Source organism: Nocardiopsis endophytica (genome assembly GCF_027706725.1).
In the GTDB taxonomy this organism is placed as follows: domain Bacteria; phylum Actinomycetota; class Actinomycetes; order Streptosporangiales; family Streptosporangiaceae; genus Nocardiopsis_A; species Nocardiopsis_A endophytica.
In genome coordinates, this window is the sequence record NZ_JAQFWQ010000167.1 from 1 (window position 1) to 11,983 (window position 11,983).

At 73.9% G+C, this 11,983-nt stretch carries 9 protein-coding genes and 1 pseudogene; 7 read left to right on the top strand and 3 right to left on the bottom strand.

All coding sequences use genetic code 11. The annotated features are described in order from the left end of the window. Window positions 1-368 precede the first annotated feature (368 nt). On the bottom strand, window positions 369-1,601 hold the full coding sequence (locus tag O4J56_RS30770; RefSeq protein ID WP_270690664.1) for an MFS transporter: 1,233 nt from the start codon (window positions 1,599-1,601) through the stop codon (window positions 369-371). A 193-nt stretch (window positions 1,602-1,794) separates the two neighbouring features. Here O4J56_RS30770 and O4J56_RS30775 point away from each other — a divergent pair, with 193 nt between their 5' ends. Next, window positions 1,795-2,364 (top strand): GNAT family N-acetyltransferase, encoded by a 570-nt coding sequence (locus O4J56_RS30775; protein WP_270690665.1) that lies wholly within the window; start codon window positions 1,795-1,797, stop codon window positions 2,362-2,364. Between the two features lie 169 nt (window positions 2,365-2,533). Then, window positions 2,534-3,820 carry a phosphoribosyltransferase gene (locus tag O4J56_RS30780; RefSeq protein ID WP_270690666.1) on the top strand — a complete coding sequence of 429 codons (1,287 nt, stop codon included), beginning with the start codon at window positions 2,534-2,536 and terminating at the stop codon, window positions 3,818-3,820. 717 nt (window positions 3,821-4,537) lie between these two features. Here the strand turns inward: O4J56_RS30780 and O4J56_RS30785 are convergent. Next, entirely contained in the window at window positions 4,538-4,840 is a 303-nt protein-coding gene (locus O4J56_RS30785; protein ID WP_270681446.1) for a WhiB family transcriptional regulator, read from the bottom strand. A 485-nt stretch (window positions 4,841-5,325) separates the two neighbouring features. Then, window positions 5,326-5,979, bottom strand: a complete 654-nt coding sequence (locus O4J56_RS30790; RefSeq protein ID WP_270690668.1) for an MBL fold metallo-hydrolase — start codon at window positions 5,977-5,979, stop codon at window positions 5,326-5,328. 220 nt (window positions 5,980-6,199) lie between these two features. Here O4J56_RS30790 and O4J56_RS30795 point away from each other — a divergent pair. The 5 genes and pseudogenes from O4J56_RS30795 to O4J56_RS30815 all read left to right on the top strand — a co-directional run. Further along, window positions 6,200-6,604: pseudogene (locus tag O4J56_RS30795) on the top strand (YccF domain-containing protein); the annotation flags it as partial. A gap of 157 nt (window positions 6,605-6,761) precedes the next feature. After that, complete coding sequence (locus O4J56_RS30800; protein ID WP_270690670.1) at window positions 6,762-8,096, top strand: AI-2E family transporter; 1,335 nt, start codon at window positions 6,762-6,764, stop codon at window positions 8,094-8,096. A gap of 147 nt (window positions 8,097-8,243) precedes the next feature. Next, complete coding sequence (locus O4J56_RS30805) at window positions 8,244-9,842, top strand: ABC-F family ATP-binding cassette domain-containing protein (RefSeq protein ID WP_270690671.1); 1,599 nt, start codon at window positions 8,244-8,246, stop codon at window positions 9,840-9,842. 382 nt (window positions 9,843-10,224) lie between these two features. Beyond that, complete coding sequence (locus O4J56_RS30810) at window positions 10,225-10,431, top strand: helix-turn-helix domain-containing protein (protein ID WP_026123961.1); 207 nt, start codon at window positions 10,225-10,227, stop codon at window positions 10,429-10,431. A gap of 660 nt (window positions 10,432-11,091) precedes the next feature. Continuing rightward, window positions 11,092-11,907 (top strand): enoyl-CoA hydratase/isomerase family protein, encoded by an 816-nt coding sequence (locus O4J56_RS30815; protein WP_270690673.1) that lies wholly within the window; start codon window positions 11,092-11,094, stop codon window positions 11,905-11,907. Window positions 11,908-11,983 lie beyond the last annotated feature (76 nt).

Consider the following 11,983-nt stretch of genomic DNA (forward strand, 5'->3'; position numbering starts at 1 on the left):
TCGACAAGAGTGCTGTCAAAACCGCCGGAATGGCAGCACCTTTGTCGAGATCATCGCCAGGAAGGGGGCGCCGGGGCGGCGGCCGCCACGAACGCGGGCGACCGCGAACCCTGCCTACCGCGCCGCCTACCTGGACCGCCGGTGACCTGTCGCTCGGCGAGCAGGGCCGGGGAACTGCCCCGGTCCCGTTGTTGCTGCCCTCTCCGGTGACCGTCCGCACGCCCGCCAGCCGACAGTGCTGCGGTACGGGCCGCCCGGCTCCGTTGTCGCCGCCCCTCTGTCCGACACCCCGCTGACCCGCCGCTCGGCCGACGTGCGTAAGCGGGGGACCCGTTGTTCCATTGGCACTGGGTCCCCCTTTGTGCAGGTCAGGTGCGTGCCTGTGGTCGCAGGGACGGGGCGAGCACCGCGCACATCACTCCGGCGGCGGCCACCGCCCACAGTGCCCACGTCAGCGACCACGTGTCCGCCATCGCGCCCACCATCGGGGGGAACGCCAGGAACCCCAGGCGGCCCAGCCATCCGACCACGGTCACCCCGTCGCCGCTGCGCACGCCCGGCACCTCGCCCGCGGCCGCAAGGGTCAAGGGGAACATCGTCGCCACCCCCAGCCCCATCAGGCCGAAACCGGCCACGCCCGCGGCGGGGAACGGCACCAGCAGCGCCACCGCCATCCCGGCGGCGGCCACCAGCCCGCCCGCGCGGACCGTGTTCACCGCGCCGAAGCGGTCCGTCACCCGGTCCCCGGTCAGCCGTCCCACCGTCATCATCCCCTGGCAGGCCACGAACGGCAGCGCCGCCAGGAACGCCCCGGCCCCGCGCTCGCCCGAGAGGAACACCGCCCCCCACGTGGCCGCCGAGTCCTCCACCGCCGAGGCCCCCATCAGCAGGATGCTCAGCGCCAGCAGCGGCAGCGCCGCCCCGCGGAGCGCCCCCGCCGCCGCACGGAGCCGTTCCCGGGCACCGCCTTCGGACGGCGCCTCCGCGTCGCCGCGCTCGGCCCCCTCCGGCCCCGGCAGCAGACCCCGCGCCGCCACCAGCGAGGCCCCGGCCAGCAGGACCGCCACCAGGGTCAGGTGCGTCCCCATCCCCAGGCCCGCCCCCGCCATGGACGCACCGGTCAGGCCGCCGGCCACCGCCGCCAGGCTCCACGCCGCGTGGAAGGCGTTGATGATGCTCCGCCCGTACCGGCGCTGCACCCGCAGCCCGTGCGTGTTCATCGCCGCGTCCATCCACGCGTCGAGCGACCCCAGCCCGAACAGCACCAGCGCGAACGCCCACCACCCGGGCGCGACGGCGGCCATCGGCAGCAGCGGCGCCGTCAGCACCCCGGCGGCCGCGGCCACCCGCCCGCTGCCGAAGCGGGCGATGAGCGGCCCCGCGAGCATCCCGGTGACCAGCGCCCCCGTCGGCATCGCCGCGATCGCCGCCCCGAGGGCCGCGTTGCTCAGTCCCAGGTCCTGCTTGACGACGGGGAGCCAGGGCACCACGTTGGTGTAGGCGTACCCGTTCACGGCGAACAGGGTGAACACGGCGGCGCGCGCACGCACGGCCGCGCGGCCCGGGGGCGCCTCCTCGCCCACCCGGTACTGCGACTCCATCGGGCCTCCGTATCGATCGCGTGCCGTCATTCGGTTGCTACGCACCGTTGACCTCAGGGGTTGCGCCGAGGCGGTCGGGCGTCTTACATATGATCTTCTGGCCGAAATCGCCGACTCATCGACGCTACCGCCCGATCAGCCGGACCCCGCTCCCGGCACGTGACGATCCCCTCGACGACCGGAGTCCCGACCGATGATCGACTTGAGTGCGCTGCGTGAGAAACCGACCCTCACCGGGGAGCGGGTCCGCCTGGTGCCGCTGTCGGAGGAGCACGTCGACGACTTCTACGCCTCCGCCCAGGACGACGAGATCCGCAGGCTCACCGGCACGCACCGCAGAATCGGCTACGACGAGGCCGCCGAGTGGTGCGCCGGCCGGTCCGAGGCCCCGGACCGGCTCGACCTGGCGATCACCGCGCACCCGGAGGCGCGCTACGTCGGCGAGCTCGCCCTGATGGAGGTCGACCCCGACAACGAGACCGCCGCCTACCGCATCTCCCTTTCGGCGATCGAGTTCACCGGACAGGGGCTGGGCCGCGAGGCGACCCGGCTGCTCCTTGAGTACGCCTTCGACCGCGTCCGGCTGCACCGGGTGTGGCTGGAGGTCTACGCCTTCAACATGCGCGCGATCGCCGTCTACCGCTCGTGCGGCTTCGCGGTCGAGGGCCGCCTGCGCGACGCCCTGCTGTGGGAGGGGCGCCGCCACGACGCCCTCATCATGGGCGTTCTGGAGAACGATTTCCGGAAGACCGCCGGGCTGTGAGGGCCCGTCCGGAACCGGCGCCGGGGCGCGGCCGGGCGTGACCGGGCGCCTCCTCCGGGGCGCCCGGCCCACCGGTGCCGAAAGCGGCCGAATCATCCCCTGATGTTGGGCGGCGCCCTCGAACGGGTATCTCCACCGCACTTCGCCACCGCATCCGGGAGAGGCGATCATGAGCCCGGTACCCGTGTCGCTGCCGTTCACCGACCGCTCCGCAGCGGGCCGCGGCCTCGCCGAGCGGGTCCGCCCGCTCGTCCGGACCGACCCCGTCGTCCTCGCCCTGCCGCCGGGCGGCGTGCCCGTCGGCGCGGAGCTCGCCCGCGCCCTCGACCTCCCGCTCGACGTGCTCGTGGTGCGGCGCCTGAACCTGCAGGGCGACGCCCGGGCCCCGGTCGGCGCGGTCACCGAGGGCGGGGGCGTGTTCTTCGACGACTCCGAGCTGGCCCGCCGCCACGTGTCGCGCGACGTGCTCTCGCGGGCGGTCCGGTCCGAGCGCCAGGAGCTGGACCGGCTGCTGAAGGCCTACCGCGGCGGCCGGCCGGGTGCGCCGCTCGCCGGGCGCGACGTGGTGATCGTCGACGAGGGCGTCACCACCGGAGCCACGGCGCGGGCCGCGGTGCGCGCGGCGCGCCGCCACCACCCGGCCCGGGTCTGCCTGGCGGTCCCGGTGGCCTCCCAGGCGGCGGTCGCCGCGCTGCGGGGAGAGGCCGACGAGATCGTCGTGCTCACCGCGCCGGACAACTTCCAGGCGGTGGGGGAGTGGTACCGGGACTACGAGCGGCCGACGGAGGCCGACATCGCTGCGCTGCTGGAGGACCGCGCCGACGGGCGCCCGACGGGGCGGCCGGTGCGCGTCACCGCGGGCGGGGTCGGGCTCGACGGGGACTTCACGGTTCCGGAGACCGTGCGCGGCGCGGCGGTCATGGCCCTGGGGCACGGGCGCGCGCACGCCCAGCAGCGGGCCGCGGCCGACGCGCTGCACGACGCCGGGTACGCCCTGCTCGCCCTGGACCTGTTCACGCCCGAGGAGTGGGAGTCGGCCCAGGGGGCACCCGACGTCGGTCCGGACGAACTGGGCGAGCGATTGGCCCGCGCGGTCGAGTGGCTGCGTTCGGCGTCCGGTGCCCGGGGCGGGGTCGGGATCTTCGGTGCGGGGGCGGCCGCCCCCGCCGCGCCGGTGGCCGCGGCGCGCATGCCGGGGGAGGTCGGCGCGCTGGCGGTGCTCGGCGGGCGGATCGACCTGGCCGGGGACGAGCTGCCGCAGGTGCGGGTCCCGGCGCTGGTGATGGTTCCGGGCGGAGAGTCGTTCGTGTGGGAGCTGAGCGAGTGGGCCGCGGGCCGGATGAGCGGCCCGGTGGAGCTGCGCGCGGCCCCCGGCGCGGAGCAGCTGCTGGGCGGCACGGCCGAGGGGCGCCTGGCGGGTGAGGCCGCCGCGGAGTGGTTCGACCGCCACCTCTGATGCTGCCTCCGCCTCCGGGCGCACGGGAGGGGCCGGGGCAGGGGCGGGGACGGGACCGGCGAGCCGAGGCCGCTTCCGGCCGGAACCGGCGACGAAGGTCCGGGACGCGACATGTCCGAATGAGGGGATGAGGGGTACGCGCCGACGCATTGGTGTGCGTGGGCCCGTCGAGGGACCATCCCGGCGTATCGGGCGGATGCGGGCGTAAAGCGATGAGAGTGTCCCATTCGGGCAGTGCGGTGCACCGACCGGGGAAAACGCACTCGCCATTCCTTCCATTCGCGAGGAGGCCCGCCTCGGTGGATCGCAACATCACCATTCGGTGACGCTTGCGCAGTCATCGCCACGCTCCATGAACGATTGGAGCCGAATCCGGCGCGCCTCATTGCGCTTCGGCTGCGCGGCGGTCCTGGGCGCAGGCCCGGCCGGGGGCGACCAGGGGCGCCCGGGGTCGACGACGGCCGGTGGCCGACGAGGACCAGGGGTCGACGACGACCGGGGGCCGACCGGCGGCGACCACGAGCCGGGGGCGCCGAAGCCGTGGGCGGTGGCACCGGGCCATGGAAAAACCCGAGGCGCCCTCGACGTGTGCCGTCGGGGCGCCTCGGGTTATTCGGGCCGCATCAGCGGGGCCGGGGCCGCCAAAGGGTCGTCAGCCGTTCCAGCGCCGCGGGGGGACGGTCGCTCAGTCTGGCCGGGCCGTGTGGGGAATGGCGGTCAGGCGGCGGCGTTGGCGCGGCGCATGCGGCGCCGACGCTCGGAAGCGCGCTCGTCCTCGTTCAGACCGCCCCAGGTTCCGTACTTCTCAGGACGCGAGATCGCGTAGTCGAGACACTCGGTACGGACCGGGCACTGGGCACAGATCTCCTTGGCCTTGCGCTCGCGGATCTCCCGCTCCGGCTGGCGCTCGCCATCCGGGCCGAAGAACAGCACGAGGTCTTCGCCCCGGCACGCGGCGGCATCCTGCCACCCCCAGCTCGGGCGGGGGCGCAGCGCGGCCTGCCGACGTACCTGAGACATGGTTGAACCACCTCTGTTGAATCGCTAGTAAGCTGTTGGACAGCAAGGGTTGCTAGAACACGGTCGTGCGGCCGTGAGAGCCCGGCATGCGTAACGGCATGCGTCGCTTCGGTGTTCCCGGAGTGGTGGAGACCACGGAAGGCGCAGAAGACCGTCGAGGCCGGCAAGCGCTCACGTGAACGGCCGGGGAGGCGCTGGAGCCCTCCCTGCGGGCCGGTACGTAATCATGCCATCCCCGTTCCCGCTCGCGCACGGGGGGCGGGGAAATTCCTCGCTGAACCGTTACCGAAACTGCAGTGGCCGCGCCCTGAGGCCGGGCCTCTGCCCGAGTCGGTCACGGATTGCGAGATCCGGCCCGATGAGCCGGATGTGGAACATCGTATGGGGGATTTCGGTCCGTGCCTAGGGGTGATCCCTGATGTTCGGATCACATTCCGGTCTAGACCAGGGCGGTGCGGACCGGGGCCGGGGCGGTGTGCAGCGGGCTAGTCCAGGTCGCGTCCCCGGCCCGGCTCCAGGCGGGCGTAGTCGACGTCGGGGGCCAGCGTCGACACGAGCAGCTCGACCGCGCCGGCGCCGGTGTCGTTGAGCAGGCCGTCGTGCACGGCCAGGGCCGAGCGCGGGGCCACCGCGCGCAGGTAGTCGACAACCTCGGCGGTCTTGGACCAGGGCGCGTGCACCGGGACCAGCAGGGTGGTGACCGGGTCCTCGGGCACGGTGAAGGAGTCGCCCGGGTGGAACACGGCGCCCGACGGCGTCGCCACCCGGAACCCGATGTTGGTGATGACCGGAATGTCGGGATGGATGACCGCGTGCCGCTCGCCGTACACGTCCACGTCGAACCCGGCGATCCGGGCGGTGTCGCCGTGCGCGTGCACCACCACGCGCGCCCCGAGGTCGGCCAGTGGGCCCAGCTTCTCGGCGATGCCCGCGTGGGTGTGGATCTCCAGGTCCGGGTTGGCCTTCAGGGCCGCGTGCAGCCGGTCGGCGTCGAAGTGGTCGCCGTGCTCGTGGGTCAGCGCCACCGCGTCGGCGCCCACGGCCGCGTCCGGCTCGCTCAGGCCGCCCGGGTCGATGACCAGCGTCCCGCCGCCGTGGGTCAGGCGGACGCAGGCGTGTCCCCGCTTCTCGATCCGCATCGGCACCCCCTTCGGCCGGGTCTGGGCCCTTCGTCCACAGACGATACCCCTCCCGTCCCCTAAGGGAAGCACGCCGCGGATCAGGGAAGGGACAGGGGTGCGTCGCGGAACGCCGCCGACGGCGGGGGCGTCATACGGGACGACACGGATAGAGAAGTGGGGAGCCGCCGCGCGGACACGGTCCGGCGGCGGCCGGGAGTCGACGAGAAGGGGAGCGGCTGTGGCGCTGCTCAGGTTCATCCTCAACATCATCTGGCTGGTCGTGGCGGGCCTGTGGCTCGCCCTCGGCTACGCGCTCGCCGGTCTGATCTGCTGCGTGCTGATCGTGACCATCCCCTTCGGCGTCGCGTCCTTCCGCATGGCCAACTACGCCCTGTGGCCCTTCGGCCGCACCGTCACCAAGCGGCCGGGCGCGGGCGGCGGCAGCACCCTGGGGAACGTCATCTGGCTGATCGTCGCCGGGTGGTGGCTGGTGCTCGGGCACATCGGCACCGCCATCGGCCTCGCCGTGACCATCATCGGGATCCCCATGGCCTGGGCGTCCCTGAAGATGATCCCGGTCGCGCTGGCGCCGTTCGGCAATGAGATCGTGGCCAGCGACCAGGCGCGCGACCCGTGGAAGTTCTGCGCCGCCGGCCCCGGCCGGGCACTGCGCCCCGGCCGGGCACCCCGCCCGAACGGGCGGCCGCCCAGGAGGCGCGCACCGCGCACCTCCACCGGGACGGCAGAATGGGCCGACACCGACCATCGTGATGAAGACACCGGAAGGGGACGACGTGTGGATGAGGCGGCCCGGGCAGTGGTCCTTCGGCAGGCTCCGGCGCGCCGCGCGCCGAGCCCGGACCGCGGCGGAGGAGCCGCAGACGCCCGAGCCGGAGGCCCCCGAGGCCGAGCCCGCTGAGGACGACCTGTTCCGCAGGCTCAGCGACGCCGCCTGGCGCACCCTGCTCATCGGCGTCGTGGTGGCCCTGCTGCTGTGGGCGGTGGGCTACCTGAGCGTCATCACCGTCCCCATCATCCTGGCGGTCTTCCTCACCGCCCTGCTGATGCCGCCCACCCGGTGGATGCGGCGCCGCGGCATCGGCCGCGGGCTGTCGACCGCCATCACCTGCCTGGGATCGCTCATCATCCTGAGCGGCGTGGTGACGCTGATCGTGCAGCCGGCCGTCTCCGGCTTCGACGGCCTGATGGACAGCCTGAGCCAGGCGCTCGACAGCGTGCGCGACATCGCCACCGGCATGGGCCTGCACCCCGCCCTGGTCTCCCAGATCATGGACTCGGCCGACCAGGAGTTCAGCAACCTGCTGGCGGAGAACCGCGAGCAGCTGATGACCGGGGTGTGGACCGCGGGCACCGCCGTGCTCGAACTCCTCCTCGGGCTGGTCCTCATCCTGGTGCTGACCATCTACTTCGTGCACTCGGGCGACCGCCTCGTCGCGTGGCTGCAGGGCCTGCTGCCCGCCGCCTCCCGCCGCCCGGTCCAGGCCACCGCGGACGTCGCCTACGGGGTCATGGGCCGGTACGTGCGGGGCGTGGCGACCGTGGGGCTGATCGACGCCGTCGGCATCGGCATCCCGCTCTTCTTCCTCATCGACCCGGCCCTGGCCATCCCCCTGGTCGTGCTCACCTTCATCGGCGCCTTCCTGCCGATCGTCGGCGCCTTCATCTCCGGCCTGCTGGCCACGGTGGTCGCCTTCGTCACCGAGGGGCCGCTCATCGCGCTCGTCGTGCTGGCGGTCGTGCTCATCGTCCAGCAGCTGGAGAGCCACGTCTTCGCCCCCCGCGTCTACGGCAAGGCGCTGGACCTGCCCGCCGCGGTGGTGCTGGTCGCCATCAGCGTCGGCAGCATCATCGGCGGCGTGCTCGGCATGTTCCTGGCCACACCGGTGGCGGCGGTGCTCGCCGCCCTGCTGCGCGACCGCCCCTTCAGCGAGCAGAAGGCCGGGTCCGAGGAGGAGGCCGAGGCCGACGGCGGCGCCGAGGGGGCCGACCGCGAGCCCGCGCGGGCCGCGGCGGGCGGGGAAGGTTCGGCGGCCCCGGCGCGTTACGCGGGAGGGAGCGCCGACAACGGGTCGTCCCCCGCGCGGGCCGCCGAAAAGTCGGAGGTGGACCGGTAGCGGGTCCGCTACGCTGGCCGGGTGCCTTTCATCATTCCCGGTTGACGCGCGCGCGGCGGCCCTCCCCGTCCCCCGCGGGTCGAGGGCGCCCACCCCGGCCGCGACGTCCCACGCACGCACCTGATTCCCGATAAGGACACCCGACCTATGCTCACCGCCTCCGGCCTGGAACTGCGCGTCGGACCCCGCCTCCTGCTCGAGCCCACGACCTTCCGGGTCGCCGCCGGCGACCGGATCGGGCTGGTCGGGCGCAACGGGGCGGGGAAGACCACCCTGACCAAGGTGCTGGCGGGCGAGGGCGTCCCGGCCGCCGGCTCGGCGTCGGCCTCGGGCACCCTCGGCTACCTTCCGCAGGACCCGCGCGCCACCGACATGGAGGAGATCGCGCGCGACCGCATCCTGTCGGCGCGCGGGATCGCCGACGCCCTGCGGCGGCTGCGGCGCGCCGAGGAGCGGATGGCCGACGACGACCCCAAGGTGGCCGAGAAGGCGGTGCGCGCCTACGCCCGCGCCGACGAGGAGCTGCACGTCATGGGCGGGTACGCGGCCGAGTCGGAGGCGGCGGCCATCGCCTCCAGCCTGGGCCTGGAGCAGCGCGTGCTCACCCAGCCGCTGGGCACCCTGTCCGGCGGCCAGCGGCGCCGCATCGAGCTGGCGCGGATCCTGTTCAGCGGCGCCGACACGCTGCTGCTGGACGAGCCCACCAACCACCTCGACGGCGACTCCATCCTGTGGCTGCGCGACTTCCTCAAGTCCCACCAGGGCGGGCTGATCGTCATCAGCCACGACGAGGACCTGGTCGCGGACGTGGTGAACAAGGTGTTCTACCTGGACGCCAACCGCTGCGTCATCGACGTGTACAACATGGGCTGGAAGGCCTACCAGGAGCAGCGGGCGGCCGACGAGCGCCGCCGGCGCCGGGAGCAGGCCAACGCCGAGAAGCAGGCCGGGGCCTTGATGAAGCAGGCCGAGCGGTTCCGCGCCAAGGCCACCAAGGCGCGGGCGGCCCAGCAGATGGCCAACCGGGCCGAGCGCATCCTCGACGGGGTGCAGGGGCAGCGGGCCTCCGACCGGGTCGCCAAGCTGCGCTTCCCCGACCCCGCCCCCAGCGGGCGCACGCCGCTCAGCGCCAAGGGGCTGTCCAAGTCCTACGGGTCGCTGGAGGTGTTCACCGGGGTCGACCTGGCCATCGACCGGGGCAGCCGCGTCGTGGTGCTGGGGCTCAACGGCGCGGGCAAGACCACCCTGCTGCGTATGCTCGCCGGGGTGGAGGAGCCCGACACCGGCGAGGTCGTGCCCGGGCACGGGCTCAAGCTCGGCTACTACGCCCAGGAGCACGAGACCCTGGACACCGGTGCCACGGTGCTGGAGAACATGATGTCCGCCGCGCCGGAGCTGCCGGAGGTCGAGGCGCGCCGGGTCCTGGGGTCGTTCCTGTTCACCGGGGACGACGTGGACAAGCCGGCGGGGGTGCTCTCCGGAGGGGAGAAGACCCGGCTGGCGCTGGCCGCGCTCGTGGTGTCCAGTGCGAACGTGCTGCTGCTGGACGAGCCGACCAACAACCTCGACCCGGCCAGCCGCGAGGAGATCCTCGGAGCCCTGCGCGGCTACAAGGGCGCGATCGTCCTGGTCACCCACGACGAGGGGGCCGTGGAGGCGCTCTCGCCCGAGCGGGTGATCCTGCTGCCGGACGGCGCCGAGGACATGTGGAACTCCGAGTTCGAGGACCTGATCACGCTGGCCTGATCCGGCAGGGCGGGCGGGACCGGACGGCTCTGGCAGGCTGGCTGGGGCCGCCCGTCGGTCGGGTCCCGCCTGTCGGGCCGGTCCCGCCTGTCGGCCCGGTCACGCCCGGCCGGTCCCGGCCGCCGGGAACCGGGTTTCGGACGGCCCCGGCCCACCGGCGCGCCGCCGTTGACGAGGGGCGGGATACGGGTCAGGTTTTGTGCTGACCACAACAGGGCGCACGACCCCGGCCCGTTCCGGCCCCGTGCCGGGGGGTGGCCTCTCGCGGGTGCATGGCTGATCATGGGCACCGGCGCCGACTCGGGCACCGGGAGGCGCCGGCACGGCGTCCCCGGCGGCGGGGCGGCGCCCGCCAGTGGCCGCGAGAGTACGGGAGGTAGACGTGGCCGACACCCTGAGAAAGGGAACGCGTGTGACGGGAACCGAGCGATCCGAGCTTGCCACCGAACTCAAGAAGCGTTACGACGCGGGGGAGAGCATCCGCTCGCTCGCGGCGGCGACCGGGAGGTCCTACGGCTTCGTCCACCGCCTGCTGACCGAGGCCGGTGTCACGCTGCGCGGCCGGGGCGGGGCGACCCGGAGGACCTGAACCCCGCGCGACGCCGGGGGAGCCGGGGGAGTGGACCCCGGCCGTGAGCGCGCGGAATGCGATGAATGCGCGGAAGGTCCGGCTCCACGGCGGCGGAACGACGCCGCAGGGGGCCGCCCGGGACCGCGCACGCACGCAGGGCCCGCATCGGCGGCGAAGGGGCGGCCGCTCCAGCCGACCGGAGACTCGGCGCGGGGCCCAACGGTTCGGTGATGGTGACCTGCCCCAGCGAGATGCCCGAGTGAGCGGGCCCGATCGAGTGGGCCCGACCGGGGAAGCGCCGGTCGCCCGCTTCGGGGGCCCATGTGCCGCGATCGGCCGTGTGCCGCGATGGGGCGTGTGTCGTGGTGGCGTGATGCCGCGGGGCCGCGGCCAGGGGCGGCGTCGATCACCTGCCTCGGCAGCGGTGGAGCCGAGACGCGAGGACTCCGCCTCCGGACACGTCGACCACGCGTGTTCACCCGCGTTCACCCGCCCTGCGGTGCCGGTACCGAAACCCGTGGGGCCGTCCAGAGGTGTGCCGACCTCCCGCACCGACGGCCGTGAGACCGCGGTTCCCCTGGGCCCGGCCGCAGGTGTGAGCAGGGGCGCGGATACGGTGGTCCACCGACCGGCAGCGGGTCCGCACAGGGGTGGGCACGCCGAGCAGCGGAGGTGGGCATGGAGGATCCGGTTCTCCCCGACGGGGAGGAACTGAGCGCGGCCGGGCTGCGCCTGGAGGTGGACGGCGAGGTCGCGCGGATCGCGCTGGCGCGGCCGGAGCGCCGCAACGCGATGACCGGGCGTACGTGGCGGGCACTGGCCCATGTCGGCCAGGCGCTTCCGGAGTCCGTCCGTATTGTCGTGCTCTCCGGAGACGGTCCCTCCTTCTCCGCCGGGATCGACCTGGCGATGTTCTCTCCGGAGGGTGTGCCCGGTGAACGCGGCCTGATGGCCGACGTGGGCGACACCCCGGAGCAGCGCGCGGCGCTGGACGCGGGCATCGCGGGCTACCAGGAGGGCTTCACCTGGCTGCGCCGCCCGGACATCGTGTCGGTGGCGGCGGTGCAGGGGCACGCGATCGGCGCGGGCTTCCAGCTCGCCCTCTCCTGCGACCTGCGGGTGCTGGCCGATGACGCGAAACTGTGCATGAAGGAGCCGGCGCTGGGCCTGGTGCCGGACCTGACCGGGACCAAGCCGCTGGTGGACATCGTGGGGCTGCCGCGCGCCATGGAACTGTGCCTGACCGCGCGGACGGTGCAGGCCGACGAGGCCGAGCGCCTGCGCCTGGCCGAGCTCGTGGTTCCGGGCGATGAGCTGGCCAGGACCGTGGATGACCTGGTGGCGGCCCTGGCGGCGGTCCCGCGCGACGCCGCGTCGGCGACGAAGGAACTGCTGCAGGGGGCACCGGGCCGGACCCTCGAAGACCAGTGCGCCGCCGAGCGAAAGGCCCAGGCGGACCGGTTGATCAGCATGGCGGCCCAAATGGGCATGTGACCGCCCTCCCGGGCCTGCACGGCCCTCCCGGGCCTGCACGGCCCTCCCGGGCCTGCACGGCCCTCCCGGGCCTGCA